At 57.3% G+C, this 15,590-nt stretch carries 12 protein-coding genes and 1 tRNA gene; all 13 read left to right on the forward strand.

Annotation, left to right across the window (positions count from 1 at the left end; all coding sequences use genetic code 11):
* The first annotated feature begins 109 nt into the window (after positions 1-109).
* Positions 110-185 (forward strand) — tRNA-Trp (locus ACODSK_RS30235).
* A 43-nt stretch (positions 186-228) separates the two neighbouring features.
* Entirely contained in the window at positions 229-597 is a 369-nt protein-coding gene (gene secE, locus ACODSK_RS30240; RefSeq protein ID WP_489021481.1) for a preprotein translocase subunit SecE, read from the forward strand.
* A 9-nt stretch (positions 598-606) separates the two neighbouring features.
* Positions 607-1,140: a transcription termination/antitermination protein NusG gene (gene nusG, locus ACODSK_RS30245; protein ID WP_042123502.1), complete on the forward strand. Its 534-nt coding sequence runs from the start codon at positions 607-609 to the stop codon at positions 1,138-1,140.
* A 118-nt stretch (positions 1,141-1,258) separates the two neighbouring features.
* Entirely contained in the window at positions 1,259-1,690 is a 432-nt protein-coding gene (gene rplK / locus ACODSK_RS30250) for a 50S ribosomal protein L11 (RefSeq protein WP_489021483.1), read from the forward strand.
* Positions 1,690-2,385: a 50S ribosomal protein L1 gene (gene rplA / locus ACODSK_RS30255; protein ID WP_489021484.1), complete on the forward strand. Its 696-nt coding sequence runs from the start codon at positions 1,690-1,692 to the stop codon at positions 2,383-2,385. Before rplK ends, rplA begins: the two co-directional genes overlap by 1 nt.
* A 197-nt stretch (positions 2,386-2,582) precedes the next feature.
* Entirely contained in the window at positions 2,583-3,083 is a 501-nt protein-coding gene (gene rplJ, locus ACODSK_RS30260) for a 50S ribosomal protein L10 (protein WP_476744646.1), read from the forward strand.
* A gap of 77 nt (positions 3,084-3,160) precedes the next feature.
* The gene (rplL, locus tag ACODSK_RS30265; RefSeq protein WP_489021486.1) at positions 3,161-3,526 is read left to right on the forward strand and encodes a 50S ribosomal protein L7/L12; all 366 of its coding nucleotides are present in this window, start codon (positions 3,161-3,163) and stop codon (positions 3,524-3,526) included.
* 218 nt (positions 3,527-3,744) lie between these two features.
* A complete protein-coding gene (rpoB, locus tag ACODSK_RS30270) occupies positions 3,745-7,818 on the forward strand; it encodes a DNA-directed RNA polymerase subunit beta (RefSeq protein WP_489021488.1) in 4,074 nt (1,357 codons plus the stop codon).
* Between the two features lie 64 nt (positions 7,819-7,882).
* Positions 7,883-12,082 (forward strand): DNA-directed RNA polymerase subunit beta', encoded by a 4,200-nt coding sequence (gene rpoC / locus ACODSK_RS30275; RefSeq protein WP_489021490.1) that lies wholly within the window; start codon positions 7,883-7,885, stop codon positions 12,080-12,082.
* 210 nt (positions 12,083-12,292) lie between these two features.
* Positions 12,293-12,664 carry a 30S ribosomal protein S12 gene (gene rpsL / locus ACODSK_RS30280; protein ID WP_003186084.1) on the forward strand — a complete coding sequence of 124 codons (372 nt, stop codon included), beginning with the start codon at positions 12,293-12,295 and terminating at the stop codon, positions 12,662-12,664.
* A 114-nt stretch (positions 12,665-12,778) separates the two neighbouring features.
* The gene (gene rpsG, locus ACODSK_RS30285; protein ID WP_009397350.1) at positions 12,779-13,249 is read left to right on the forward strand and encodes a 30S ribosomal protein S7; all 471 of its coding nucleotides are present in this window, start codon (positions 12,779-12,781) and stop codon (positions 13,247-13,249) included.
* A gap of 30 nt (positions 13,250-13,279) precedes the next feature.
* On the forward strand, positions 13,280-15,412 hold the full coding sequence (gene fusA / locus ACODSK_RS30290; RefSeq protein ID WP_489021492.1) for an elongation factor G: 2,133 nt from the start codon (positions 13,280-13,282) through the stop codon (positions 15,410-15,412).
* Between the two features lie 30 nt (positions 15,413-15,442).
* Positions 15,443-15,590, forward strand: a 148-nt coding sequence (locus ACODSK_RS30295) for a GTP-binding protein (RefSeq protein ID WP_256202992.1), incomplete at its 3' end; no start/stop codon positions are given.

Below are 15,590 nucleotides of genomic sequence, written 5' to 3' on the forward strand. Positions count from 1 at the left end.
CCGTGAAGGCGGTCGTACCGTCGGCGCCGGCGTCGTAGCCAAAATCATCGAGTAAGTAGTTGATTTATCTCTATCAGGCCGGTATAGTGGCCGGCCTGATTAAGCTTTTAGGTCAGTAGCTCAATTGGCAGAGCGACGGTCTCCAAAACCGTAGGTTGGGGGTTCGATTCCCTCCTGACCTGCCAGATTCTCTCGTGTATCTGGCTTTCTTTTCACAGGACCCACCATATGACTTCCAAGTCTGAAGCCCAAGATTCTCGTTTTGATCTGCTCAAGTGGCTTGCTGTTGTTGCCTTGGTCGTTGTCGGAGTTGTCGGTAATCAGTATTACTCTGCATCGCCGATCCTGTATCGCGTAATTGTCTTGCTCGTTCTTGCTGCTGCTGCTGCTTTTGTTGCGTTGCAGACCGTCAAGGGCAAGTCGTTTTTTGCGCTGGCTAAGGAAGCTCGCACCGAGATCCGTAAGGTCGTATGGCCAACCCGCCAGGAGACTACCCAGACCACGTTGATCGTTGTGGTTGTGGTGTTGGTCATGGCGCTGCTGCTGTGGGGTCTTGACTCCCTGCTCGGCTGGTTGATTTCCTTGATTGTTGGCTAAGGGTGTCCTGTGGCTAAGCGTTGGTATGTTGTTCATGCTTATTCGGGTTACGAAAAGCATGTAATGCGCTCGCTGATCGAGCGCGTGAAGCTGGCAGGCATGGAGGACGGCTTCGGCGAAATTCTGGTCCCCACTGAAGAAGTGGTTGAGATGCGCAATGGCCAGAAGCGCAAAAGCGAGCGTAAGTTCTTCCCAGGCTATGTGCTGGTTCAGATGGAAATGAACGAGGGTACCTGGCACTTGGTCAAGGATACTCCTCGTGTCATGGGGTTCATTGGTGGTACTGCCGATAAGCCTGCACCGATTACCGACAAAGAAGCTGATGCAATTCTTCGTCGAGTGGCAGATGGTAGTGACAAGCCGAAGCCAAAAACACTGTTCGAGCCAGGTGAAGTGGTTCGAGTTATCGATGGTCCGTTCGCTGATTTCAATGGCACTGTCGAAGAAGTTAACTACGAGAAGAGCCGTCTGCAGGTTGCAGTGCTCATTTTCGGTCGCTCTACTCCGGTGGAGCTCGAGTTCAGCCAGGTCGAAAAGGTCTAACTGGACGAAGCATCCCATACCCCGCAGCCTTGCGCTGCGGGGTTTTTTCGTCACTGGGATAAAACGCAAGCAAACCGGGGAGCCTTCTTGGCGTTCGTACCCGATATTGGAGTAGCTCATGGCTAAGAAGATTCAGGCTTACATCAAGCTGCAAGTTAAGGCCGGCCAGGCCAACCCAAGCCCACCCGTTGGTCCAGCACTGGGTCAACACGGTGTGAACATCATGGAATTCTGCAAGGCCTTCAACGCCCGTACCCAGGGTCAAGAGCCAGGCCTGCCGACTCCTGTGATCATCACTGTATACAGTGACCGCAGCTTCACTTTCGAAACCAAAAGCACCCCAGCTTCGGTTCTGCTGAAGAAGGCCGCCGGCCTGACCAGCGGTTCGGCTCGTCCGAACACCGTTAAAGTTGGCACTGTGACCCGTGCTCAGCTGGAAGAGATCGCCAAGGCCAAGTCTGCCGATCTGACCGCTGCTGACCTGGATGCGGCCGTGCGTACCATCGCCGGTTCCGCTCGCAGCATGGGCCTCAACGTGGAGGGTGTGTAATGGCTAAGCTGACCAAGCGCCAAAAGGCCATCGCTTCCAAAGTGGAAGCTGGCAAAGTCTACAACTTCGAAGAAGCAGCAACCCTGCTGGCTGAACTGTCCGCTGTGAAGTTCACCGAGTCCTTCGATGTTGCTGTCAACCTCGGTGTTGACCCGCGTAAATCCGACCAGGTCGTTCGTAGCGCTACTGTGCTGCCTCACGGCACTGGCAAGACCGTACGTGTTGCTGTCTTCACCCAGGGCCCAGCTGCTGAAGCCGCTCTGGCTGCCGGCGCTGACCGCGTAGGTATGGACGATCTGGCTGCCGAAATGAAAGGCGGCGATCTGAACTATGACGTCGTCATCGCTTCCCCGGATGCCATGCGCGTTGTAGGTCAACTGGGTCAGGTTCTGGGTCCTCGCGGCCTGATGCCGAACCCGAAAGTTGGTACCGTAACCCCAGACGTCGCCGGCGCTGTCAAGAATGCCAAGGCTGGTCAGGTTCGTTATCGCACCGACAAAAACGGTATCATTCACACTTCCGTTGGCAAGGTTGGCTTCGAAGCCGTCAAGCTGAAGGAAAACGTTGAAGCCCTGATCGCTGACCTGAAGCGTATCAAGCCTGCTTCCTCGAAAGGTATCTACGTCAAGCGCGTTACCCTGAGCACCACCATGGGCCCAGGTCTGGTCATTGATCAGAGCTCGCTGAACGCTTAAGAAACGCCGGGCTGAGAAATCAGCCCTGTGTTGAAAAATTGGGGTCCCTGCCTGGCGGGGGCTATCCAAGACCGTAGGCGGCGCAAGCCTTAAACCTCAAGCCTACGCAGATGGTGCTCCCGATTCGTTACCGAATCAGACACCAAAACGACATCCGGCCTCGGCCAGATGAAACGGTAAAATCCAGGAGTAAACCCGTGGCAATTAAACTCGAAGACAAGAAGGCCATCGTCGCTGAAGTCAACGAGGCTGCCAAAGTCGCTCTGTCCGCTGTTGTGGCTGATGCCCGTGGCGTGACTGTAGGCGCAATGACCGGACTCCGTAAAGAGGCTCGTGAAGCTGGCGTTTACGTACGTGTCGTACGTAACACCCTGCTCAAGCGCGCCGTTGCTGACACTGAGTTCAGTGTTCTCAACGACGCCTTCACCGGCCCGACCCTGATTGCATTCTCCAACGAGCACCCGGGCGCTGCTGCCCGTCTGTTCAAAGAGTTTGCCAAGGGTCAGGACAAGTTCGAGATCAAGGCAGCTGCGTTTGACGGCAAGTTCATTGCAGCGAACCAGATCGACGTGTTGGCTACCCTGCCGACCCGCGACGAAGCCATCGCGAAGCTGATGAGCGTTATCCAAGGCGCTACCAGCAAGCTGGCTCGCACCCTGGCAGCCATTCGCGACCAGAAAGAAGCTTCCGCAGCCTAAGGCGCGAAAACTCCTTTCAACTCATATGTTTAATTTGATGGCTGCATAGGCTGTCACCCCAATACAGGATTTAAGTCATGTCTCTGACTAACGAGCAAATCATCGAAGCAATCGGCCAGAAAACCGTTCTGGAAGTTGTTGAGCTGATCAAAGCGATGGAAGAAACCTTCGGCGTTACCGCTGCTGTTGCCGCTGCTGGCCCAGCTGCTGCCGCTGCTGTTGTTGAAGAGCAAACCGAGTTCAACGTTGTTCTGGTTGAAGCTGGCGACAAGAAAGTCAACGTGATCAAGGCCGTTCGTGAACTGACCGGTCTGGGCCTGAAAGAAGCCAAAGAGAAGGTTGACGGCGCTCCTCAAGTCATCGCTGAAGGCGTTGCTAAAGAAGCCGCTGAAGACGCGAAGAAGAAGCTGGAAGAAGCAGGCGCTAAAGTCGAAGTCAAGTAATTTCGACCTTGCGACTCCAGCCCGAGCGTTAAGCAAACGGCTGAGGCTGGTGGCTATTGCCACCGGCCTTTTTCCGTTATTGGCAGTCAACCGGGTTGAGGCTGATAACGAGCACTATCCACCGCGAATGGTGGCGCAAACCAAGGGGTTTGCACGATTTTCTGGTTGCTCCCGCCGGGAGGAGCCAAACAAGCAGGTGACCAAGCTGGGGAACGCTGATGGCTTACTCATACACTGAGAAAAAACGTATCCGCAAGGACTTTAGCAAGTTGCCGGACGTCATGGATGTGCCTTACCTCCTGGCCATCCAGCTGGATTCTTATCGTGAATTCCTGCAAGCAGGGGCGACCAAGGATCAGTTCCGCGACGTCGGTCTGCATGCGGCCTTCAAGTCGGTTTTCCCGATCATCAGCTACTCCGGCAATGCTGCCCTGGAGTACGTTGGCTATCGTCTGGGCGAGCCGGCGTTTGATGTCAAAGAGTGCGTACTGCGTGGCGTGACCTATGCCGTTCCGCTGCGGGTCAAGGTACGTCTGATCATTTTCGACAAAGAATCGTCGAACAAAGCGATCAAGGACATCAAGGAACAAGAAGTCTACATGGGTGAAATTCCCCTGATGACTGAAAACGGTACCTTCGTAATCAACGGTACCGAGCGTGTGATCGTTTCCCAGTTGCACCGCTCGCCTGGTGTGTTCTTCGACCACGATCGTGGCAAGACCCACAGCTCCGGCAAACTGCTGTACTCGGCGCGCATCATTCCTTACCGCGGTTCCTGGCTGGACTTCGAGTTCGATCCGAAAGACTGCGTATTCGTCCGTATCGACCGTCGCCGCAAACTGCCGGCCTCGGTACTGCTGCGTGCACTGGGCTACAGCACCGAAGAAGTACTCAATACCTTCTACACCACCAACGTCTTCCATGTTTCCGGCGAGAAGCTGAGCCTGGAACTGGTGCCTCAGCGCCTGCGCGGTGAAGTCGCCGTGATGGACATCCAGGATGAGACCGGCAAGGTCATCGTCGAACAAGGTCGTCGTATCACTGCGCGCCACATCAACCAGCTGGAAAAAGCCGGCGTCAAGCAACTGGATGTGCCGCTGGAATACGTTCTGGGTCGCACCACTGCGAAAGCGATCGTGCATCCGGCCACTGGCGAAATCCTGGCTGAGTGCAACACCGAGCTGACCACCGAGCTGCTGATCAAGATCGCCAAGGCTCAGGTTGTCCGCATCGAGACCCTGTACACCAACGACATCGACTGCGGTCCGTTCATCTCGGATACCCTGAAGATCGACTCCACCAGCAACCAACTGGAAGCGCTGGTCGAGATCTATCGCATGATGCGTCCTGGCGAGCCGCCAACCAAGGATGCTGCCGAGACCCTGTTCAACAACCTGTTCTTCAGCGCCGAGCGTTACGACCTGTCCGCTGTTGGTCGCATGAAGTTCAACCGTCGTATCGGTCGTACCGAGATCGAAGGTTCGGGCGTGCTGAGCAAGGAAGATATCGTCGAGGTTCTGAAGACCTTGGTCGACATCCGTAACGGCAAGGGCATCGTCGACGACATCGACCACTTGGGTAACCGCCGCGTCCGTTGCGTCGGCGAGATGGCCGAGAACCAGTTCCGCGTTGGCCTGGTGCGCGTGGAGCGTGCGGTCAAGGAACGTCTGTCGATGGCCGAAAGCGAAGGCCTGATGCCTCAGGACCTGATCAACGCCAAGCCGGTCGCGGCGGCGGTGAAAGAGTTCTTCGGTTCCAGCCAGCTCTCGCAGTTCATGGACCAGAACAACCCGCTCTCCGAGATCACCCACAAGCGTCGTGTCTCCGCACTCGGCCCAGGTGGTCTGACTCGTGAGCGCGCCGGCTTCGAAGTCCGTGACGTACACCCGACTCACTATGGTCGTGTCTGCCCGATCGAGACCCCTGAAGGTCCGAACATCGGTCTGATCAACTCCCTGGCGGCCTATGCCCGCACCAACCAGTACGGCTTCCTGGAAAGCCCATACCGCGTGGTGAAAGAGGGTGTGGTTACCGACGACATCGTGTTCCTGTCGGCGATCGAAGAAGCGGATCACGTCATTGCACAGGCTTCGGCCGCAATGAACGAGAAGAAGCAACTGATCGATGAGCTGGTAGCTGTTCGTCACCTGAACGAATTCACCGTCAAGGCACCTGAAGACGTGACCCTGATGGACGTTTCGCCGAAGCAGGTAGTTTCGGTCGCGGCGTCGCTGATTCCGTTCCTCGAGCACGACGACGCCAACCGTGCACTCATGGGTTCCAACATGCAGCGTCAGGCTGTACCGACCCTGCGCGCTGACAAGCCGCTGGTAGGTACCGGCATGGAGCGCAACGTTGCTCGCGACTCCGGTGTCTGCGTGGTTGCTCGCCGCGGCGGCGTGATCGACTCCGTCGACGCTAGCCGTATCGTCGTTCGCGTAGCCGACGACGAAGTCGAAACTGGCGAGGCCGGTGTCGACATCTACAACCTGACCAAGTACACCCGCTCGAACCAGAACACCTGCATCAACCAGCGTCCGCTGGTCAACAAAGGTGATGTGGTCCAGCGTGGCGACATCATGGCCGACGGCCCGTCCACCGATATGGGTGAACTGGCTCTGGGTCAGAACATGCGCATCGCGTTCATGGCGTGGAACGGCTTCAACTTCGAAGACTCCATCTGCCTGTCCGAGCGTGTGGTTCAGGAAGACCGTTTCACCACGATCCACATCCAGGAACTGACCTGTGTGGCGCGTGATACCAAGCTCGGCCCAGAGGAAATCACCGCGGACATCCCGAACGTGGGTGAGGCTGCGCTGAACAAGCTGGACGAGGCCGGTATCGTCTACGTGGGTGCCGAAGTCGGCGCTGGCGACATCCTGGTCGGCAAGGTCACGCCAAAAGGCGAAACCCAGCTGACTCCGGAAGAGAAGCTGCTGCGCGCAATCTTCGGTGAGAAGGCCAGCGACGTCAAAGACACCTCCCTGCGCGTGCCGACCGGCACCAAAGGTACCGTCATCGACGTACAGGTCTTCACTCGTGATGGCGTCGAGCGCGACAGCCGTGCGCTGTCCATCGAGAAGATGCAGCTGGACGAGATCCGTAAGGACCTCAACGAAGAGTTCCGCATCGTCGAAGGCGCAACCTTCGAGCGTCTGCGTTCCGCTCTGAATGGCCAGGTAGTCGACGGTGGTGCGGGCCTGAAAAAAGGCACCGTGATCACTGACGAAGTCCTGAACGGTCTGGAGCACGGCCAGTGGTTCAAACTGCGCATGGCCGAAGATGCGTTGAACGAGCAGCTGGAAAAGGCTCAGCAGTACATCGTTGATCGCCGCCGTCTGCTGGACGACAAGTTCGAAGACAAGAAGCGCAAGCTGCAGCAGGGCGATGACCTGGCTCCAGGCGTGCTGAAGATCGTCAAGGTCTACCTGGCAATCCGTCGTCGCATCCAGCCGGGCGACAAGATGGCCGGTCGTCACGGTAACAAGGGTGTGGTCTCGGTGATCATGCCTGTGGAAGACATGCCGCACGACGCCAACGGTACTCCGGTCGACGTGGTCCTGAACCCGTTGGGCGTACCTTCGCGTATGAACGTTGGTCAGATTCTCGAAACCCACCTGGGCCTGGCGGCCAAGGGGTTGGGCGAGAAGATCAACCGCATGCTCGAAGAGCAGCGCAAGGCCGCTGAGCTGCGTGGCTTCCTGACCGAGATCTACAACGAGATCGGCGGGCGTCAAGAGCAACTGGAGACCTTCACCGATGAAGAGATCCTGACTCTGGCGAACAACCTGAAGAAGGGCGTGCCTATGGCTACCCCGGTCTTCGACGGTGCCAAAGAGCGCGAAATCAAGGCCATGCTGAAGCTGGCGGACATGCCGGAAAGCGGCCAGATGGTGCTGTTCGACGGTCGTACCGGCAACAAGTTCGAGCGCCCTGTGACCGTTGGTTACATGTACATGCTCAAGCTGAACCACTTGGTGGACGACAAGATGCACGCTCGTTCCACTGGTTCTTACAGCCTGGTTACCCAGCAGCCGCTGGGTGGTAAGGCGCAGTTCGGTGGTCAGCGTTTCGGGGAGATGGAAGTGTGGGCGCTGGAAGCATACGGCGCGGCATACACCCTGCAAGAAATGCTCACAGTGAAGTCGGACGACGTGAACGGTCGGACCAAGATGTACAAAAACATCGTGGACGGCGATCACCGTATGGAGCCGGGCATGCCCGAGTCCTTCAACGTGTTGATCAAAGAGATCCGTTCGCTCGGTATCGATATCGATCTGGAAACCGAATAACACGTGACGCGAATCGGGAGCGCGGCCTAACGGCGCGCTCCCTGCTCCGCCAGGAGGAAAGGCCTTGAAAGACCTACTGAATTTGCTGAAAAACCAGGGTCAAGTCGAAGAGTTCGACGCCATCCGTATCGGACTGGCCTCGCCTGAGATGATCCGTTCGTGGTCGTTCGGTGAAGTTAAAAAGCCGGAAACCATCAACTACCGTACGTTCAAGCCCGAGCGTGACGGTCTGTTCTGCGCCAAGATCTTTGGCCCAGTCAAGGACTACGAGTGCCTGTGCGGCAAGTACAAGCGCCTGAAGCACCGTGGTGTGATCTGCGAGAAGTGCGGCGTTGAAGTCGCCTTGGCCAAGGTTCGTCGTGAGCGCATGGCGCACATCGAACTGGCTTCGCCAGTCGCCCACATCTGGTTCCTGAAGTCGCTGCCGTCCCGTATCGGCCTGCTGATGGACATGACCCTGCGTGATATCGAGCGCGTTCTCTACTTCGAGAGCTACGTCGTTATCGATCCAGGCATGACCACTCTGGAAAAAGGTCAACTGCTGAACGACGAGCAGTACTTCGAAGCGCTGGAAGAGTTCGGTGACGACTTCGACGCCCGCATGGGTGCCGAGGCTGTCCGCGAACTGCTGCACGCTATTGACCTGGAGCACGAGATCGGCCGCCTGCGTGAAGAAATTCCGCAGACCAACTCGGAAACCAAGATCAAGAAGCTGTCCAAGCGTCTGAAACTGATGGAGGCCTTCCAGGGCTCGGGCAACCTGCCTGAGTGGATGGTCCTGACCGTTCTGCCGGTTCTGCCGCCAGATCTGCGTCCTCTGGTTCCGCTGGATGGCGGTCGCTTCGCGACTTCCGACCTGAACGATTTGTATCGTCGGGTAATCAACCGTAACAACCGTCTGAAGCGCCTGCTCGACCTGTCCGCGCCGGATATCATCGTGCGCAACGAAAAGCGCATGCTGCAGGAAGCGGTCGACGCCCTGCTGGATAACGGTCGCCGCGGCCGTGCCATCACCGGTTCGAACAAGCGTCCTCTGAAGTCCCTGGCCGACATGATCAAGGGTAAACAGGGTCGTTTCCGTCAGAACTTGCTCGGTAAGCGCGTTGACTACTCTGGCCGTTCGGTAATTACCGTAGGTCCGACCCTGCGTCTGCATCAGTGCGGTCTGCCGAAGAAGATGGCTCTCGAGCTGTTCAAACCGTTCATTTTCGGCAAGCTGGAAATGCGTGGTCTGGCGACCACCATCAAGGCCGCCAAGAAGATGGTCGAGCGCGAACTGCCAGAGGTCTGGGACGTTCTCGCTGAAGTGATTCGCGAACACCCCGTACTGCTCAACCGTGCACCGACCCTTCACCGTCTGGGTATCCAGGCCTTTGAACCGGTACTGATCGAAGGCAAGGCTATTCAGCTGCACCCGCTGGTCTGTGCTGCGTACAACGCCGACTTCGACGGTGACCAGATGGCCGTGCACGTGCCGCTGACGCTGGAAGCCCAGCTGGAAGCGCGCGCGCTGATGATGTCGACCAACAACATCCTGTCGCCAGCCAACGGTGAGCCGATCATCGTTCCTTCGCAGGACGTGGTACTGGGTCTGTACTACATGACCCGTGAAGCCATCAACGCCAAGGGCGAAGGTCGCGTGTTCGCCGACCTGCAGGAAGTCGACCGCGTATTCCGCGCCGGCGAAGCTGCCCTGCACGCGAAGATCAAGGTCCGTATCAACGAGACCGTAAACGATCGTGATGGTGGCAGTGTCAAGAACACCCGTATCGTCGACACCACCGTCGGCCGTGCGCTGCTGTTCCAGGTTGTACCGCCAGGTCTGTCGTACGACGTGGTCAACCAGCCGATGAAGAAGAAGGCGATCTCCAAGCTGATCAACCAGTGCTACCGCGTGGTTGGTCTGAAAGAGACCGTGATCTTTGCTGACCAACTGATGTACACCGGTTTTGCCTACTCGACCATTTCCGGCGTTTCGATCGGTGTTAACGACTTCGTTATCCCGGACGAGAAAGCCCGCATCATCGGTACCGCTACCGACGAAGTGAAGGAAATCGAGAGCCAGTACGCCTCCGGCCTGGTCACCCAGGGCGAGAAGTACAACAAGGTCATCGACTTGTGGTCGAAGGCGAACGACGAAGTATCCAAGGCGATGATGGCCAACCTCTCGAAAGAGAAGGTGATCGATCGCAATGGCGACGAAGTCGAGCAAGAGTCCTTCAACTCGATGTACATGATGGCTGACTCCGGTGCCCGGGGTTCGGCTGCCCAGATTCGTCAGTTGGCCGGTATGCGTGGCCTGATGGCGAAGCCGGACGGCTCCATCATCGAGACGCCGATCACCGCGAACTTCCGTGAGGGTCTGAGCGTACTCCAGTACTTCATCTCGACTCACGGTGCTCGTAAAGGTCTGGCGGATACCGCGTTGAAAACCGCGAACTCCGGTTACCTGACTCGTCGTCTGGTAGACGTTGCCCAGGATCTGGTCGTGACCGAGATCGACTGCGGCACCGAACAGGGTCTGCTGATGACCCCGCACATTGAAGGCGGCGACGTTGTAGAGCCTCTGGGTGAGCGTGTTCTGGGTCGTGTGATTGCACGTGATGTGTTCAAGCCTGGCACCGACGACGTTATCGTTCCGGCTGGCACCCTGGTCGACGAGAAGTGGGTCGAGTTCATCGAGCTGAACAGCATCGACGAAGTCGTCGTGCGTTCGCCGATCAGCTGCGAAACCCGTTACGGCATCTGCGCCAAGTGCTACGGTCGTGACCTGGCTCGCGGTCATCAGGTGAACATCGGTGAAGCGGTCGGCGTTATCGCTGCCCAGTCCATCGGTGAGCCTGGTACCCAGCTGACCATGCGTACGTTCCACATCGGTGGTGCGGCAAGCCGGACTTCGGCTGCCGACAGCGTTCAGGTGAAGAACGGCGGTATGGTTCGTCTGCACAACCTGAAGCAGGTCGAGCGCGCCGACGGCAACCTGGTCGCGGTATCGCGTTCTGGCGAACTGGCGATTGCCGACGAATTCGGTCGTGAGCGTGAGCGCTACAAGCTGCCTTACGGTGCGGTGATTTCCGTGAAGGAAGGTGAGAAGGTCGAAGCTGGCGCCATCGTCGCCAAGTGGGACCCGCACACCCACCCGATCGTTACCGAAATGAAAGGTACCGTGACCTTCGTGGGCATGGAAGAAGGCATCACCATCAAGCGTCAGACCGACGAACTGACCGGTCTGACCAACATCGAGGTTCTGGACGTCAAAGACCGTCCGGCTGCAGGTAAGGAAATCCGTCCTGCAATCAAGATGGTCGATGCCAATGGCAAGGATCTGCTGCTGCCGGGTACTGATGTACCGGCCCAGTACTTCCTGCCGGCGAACGCCCTTGTTGGTGTTGCTGACGGTGCCCAGATCGGCGTCGGTGACGTTATCGCGCGTATCCCGCAAGAAACGTCGAAGACCCGTGACATCACCGGTGGTCTGCCGCGCGTTGCCGACTTGTTCGAAGCGCGTCGTCCGAAAGAAGCGTCGATCCTGGCGGAAGTCAGCGGCACCATCGCCTTCGGTAAAGAAACCAAGGGTAAGCGCCGCCTGGTCATCACACCGAACGACGGTACCGATCCGTACGAAGAGCTGATTCCGAAGTGGCGTCACCTGAACGTCTTCGAAGGCGAACAAGTGAACCGCGGCGAAGTTATCTCGGACGGTCCTAGCGACCCGCACGACATCCTGCGTCTTCTGGGTGTTAGCGCGCTGGCCAAGTACATCGTCAACGAGATCCAGGACGTTTACCGTCTGCAGGGCGTGAAGATCAACGACAAGCACATCGAGACCATCCTGCGTCAGATGCTGCGTAAAGTTGAGATCACCGAGTCCGGTGACTCCAGCTTCATCAAGGGCGACCAGATGGAGCTGACCCAGGTGCTGGTCGAAAACGAGCGCCTGGCAACCGAAGACAAGTTCGTGTCGAAGTTCTCGCGCGTGCTGCTCGGCATCACCAAGGCCTCGCTGTCCACCGAGTCGTTCATCTCGGCGGCCTCCTTCCAGGAGACCACCCGTGTTCTGACCGAAGCGGCGGTTACCGGCAAGCGCGACTACCTGCGCGGCCTGAAAGAAAACGTGGTCGTGGGTCGTCTGATCCCGGCTGGTACCGGTCTGGCTTACCACAGCGAGCGCAAGCGTCGCCGTGATGCTGACAAACCGCTGCGTGTAAGTGCCAGTGAGGTCGAGGCCGCACTGACTGAAGCGCTGAACTCCAGCGGTAACTGAAGAAGGGGCGGGGCCCTGGCAAGTCTTCTCTGAAACTCGGTGACATCAATTGTCACCGATGACCGGGGAGGGCGAGCCGGGGCCTCGTCTTGACTGCGTACAAGATCCTCTTTAGACTCTTGTACCCCTAAATTTGGTGGGGCTCTGCCCTGCCAATTTTTGCTTTTCTTGCAAGACAATAGCGTCGCAAGACAACAGTGGAGCTAGTAGATGGCAACTATCAACCAGCTGGTACGTCAGCCGCGTAAGCGTATCGTCGAGAAATCCGACGTTCCTGCGCTGCAGAACTGCCCGCAACGTCGTGGCGTGTGCACCCGCGTGTACACCACTACGCCGAAAAAACCTAACTCGGCACTGCGTAAAGTATGCCGTGTGCGTCTGACCAACGGTTTCGAGGTTTCCTCGTACATCGGTGGTGAAGGCCACAACCTGCAAGAGCACAGCGTCGTCCTGATTCGTGGCGGCCGTGTAAAAGACTTGCCAGGTGTTCGTTACCACACCGTTCGCGGCTCCCTGGATACCTCCGGCGTCAAAGGTCGTAACCAAGGTCGTTCGAAGTACGGTACCAAGCGTCCGAAGTAATCGGTCGTTTGCAGCAGTTCATTCATTTTATTGAGTCGATAAGAGTAAGGTCGGGCGCGAACTCCTTGAGTTGGGTGTCCCGGGCTAACCTGAAGACCGTTTGAGGGCTTATCAATGCCAAGACGTCGTGTAGCAGCCAAGCGTGAGATCCTGGACGATCCGAAATACGGAAGCCAGATCCTCGCCAAGTTCATGAACCACGTGATGGAAAGCGGCAAGAAAGCAGTAGCCGAGCGTATCGTCTACGGCGCTCTGGATACCGTTAAAGCACGCAAGAACAGCGATCCCCTGGAAATCTTCGAGAAAGCTCTCGACGCCATCGCTCCGCTGGTCGAAGTAAAGTCGCGCCGTGTTGGCGGTGCTACTTACCAGGTTCCTGTTGAAGTGCGTCCATCCCGTCGTAACGCGCTGGCAATGCGCTGGCTGGTAGACTTCGCCCGCAAGCGCGGCGAGAAGTCCATGGCGCTGCGCCTGGCTGGCGAGCTGCTGGATGCTGCTGAAGGCAAAGGTGCTGCAGTCAAGAAGCGTGAAGACGTGCACCGTATGGCTGAAGCCAACAAGGCTTTCTCGCACTATCGCTTCTAATTCAAGCATCAATCTTTTTGCGAGGGCTTTATGGCTCGTACTACAGCAATTAACCGCTACCGTAACATCGGTATCTGTGCCCACGTTGACGCGGGCAAGACTACCACTACCGAGCGGATCCTGTTCTACACAGGTCTGAGCCACAAGATGGGCGAGGTGCACGACGGCGCCGCGACCACCGACTGGATGGTGCAGGAGCAAGAGCGCGGTATCACCATTACCTCCGCTGCTGTGACTACCTTCTGGAAAGGTTCCCGTGGTCAGTACGACAACTACCGCGTAAACGTCATCGATACCCCCGGCCACGTTGACTTCACCATTGAAGTAGAGCGTTCGCTGCGTGTACTCGACGGCGCTGTCGTTGTGTTCTGCGGCACCTCCGGTGTCGAGCCTCAGTCCGAAACCGTATGGCGTCAAGCCAACAAGTACGGCGTTCCACGTGTTGTCTACGTGAACAAGATGGACCGTGCCGGCGCCAACTTCCTGCGCGTTGTTGGCCAGATCAAGAACCGTCTGGGTCACACCCCGGTTCCTGTTCAGCTGGCAATCGGCTCGGAAGAGAACTTCCAGGGCCAGGTCGACCTCATCAAGATGAAGGCGATCTACTGGAACGACGAAGACAAGGGCACCACCTATCGCGAGGAAGAAATTCCTGCCGATATGCTTGAGCTGGCTGAAGAATGGCGCGCCAACATGGTTGAAGCCGCCGCTGAAGCTAGCGAAGAGCTGATGAACAAGTACCTTGAAGAAGGTGAGCTGACCGTCGAAGAAATCAAGGCTGGTCTGCGCGCGCGTACCCTGGCCAGCGAGATCGTTCCGGCTGTCTGTGGTTCGTCCTTCAAGAACAAGGGTGTTCCTCTGGTTCTCGACGCCGTTATCGACTTCCTGCCTGCTCCGACCGAGATCCCTGCTATCCAGGGCATCCACCCGGACAACGTCGAAGACGAAAACGCGCCGAAAATCGAGCGTCACGCTAGCGACGACGAGCCGTTCTCGGCTCTGGCGTTCAAGATTGCCACCGACCCGTTCGTTGGTACTCTGACTTTCGTGCGCGTCTACTCGGGCTTCCTGAGCTCGGGCGACTCCGTGATCAACTCGGTCAAGGGCAAGAAAGAGCGCGTTGGTCGTATGGTGCAGATGCACGCGAACCAGCGTGAAGAGATCAAAGAAGTTCGCGCGGGCGACATCGCTGCTCTGATCGGCATGAAGGACGTCACCACTGGTGACACCCTGTGTGACGCAGACAAGCCTGTCATCCTTGAGCGTATGGACTTCCCTGAGCCTGTGATTTCGGTGGCTGTAGAGCCGAAAACCAAGCAGGACCAGGAAAAGATGGGTATCGCTCTGGGCAAGCTGGCTCAGGAAGACCCGTCGTTCCGCGTCAAGACCGACGAAGAAACTGGTCAGACCATCATCTCCGGTATGGGTGAGCTGCACCTGGACATCCTCGTTGACCGCATGAAGCGCGAGTTCAACGTCGAGGCCAACATTGGTAAGCCTCAGGTTTCCTACCGCGAGAAGATCACCAAGGACAACGTCGAGATCGAAGGCAAGTTCGTTCGTCAGTCCGGTGGTCGCGGTCAGTTCGGTCATTGCTGGATCCGCTTCTCGCAGCCGGCAGTGGACGAGAAGGGCAACATCACTGAAGGCCTGGAGTTCGTCAACGAGGTTGTAGGTGGTGTGGTTCCTAAGGAATACATCCCGGCGATCCAGAAAGGTATCGAAGAGCAGATGAAGAACGGCGTTGTCGCCGGTTATCCGCTGATCGGCCTGAAGGCAACCGTGTTTGATGGTTCCTACCACGACGTCGACTCCAACGAGATGGCGTTCAAGGTGGCTGCCTCCATGGCGACCAAGCAGCTGGCCCAGAAGGGTGGCGGTGTTGTGCTTGAGCCGATCATGAAGGTTGAAGTGGTAACCCCAGAAGACTACATGGGTGACGTGATGGGTGACCTGAACCGTCGTCGTGGTCTGATCCAGGGTATGGAAGACTCGGTTTCCGGCAAGGTTATCCGTGCTGAAGTTCCGCTGGGAGAAATGTTCGGTTATGCAACCGACGTTCGTTCCATGTCTCAGGGTCGCGCTAGCTACTCCATGGAATTCTCCAAGTACTCCGAAGCTCCGTCGAACATCGTCGAAGCACTCGTTAAAAAACAAGGCTAATCCAGCCCTTTAGGCAAGAGGTTCACTGTCGTGGCTAAAGAAAAATTCGAACGTAACAAACCGCACGTCAACGTTGGCACCATCGGTCACGTTGACCACGGTAAAACCACTCTGACTGCAGCTCTGACTCGCGTCTGCTCCGAAGTTTTCGGTTCGGCTCGTGTTGACTTCGACAAGA

This window comes from Pseudomonas sp. FG98 (genome assembly GCF_057808595.1).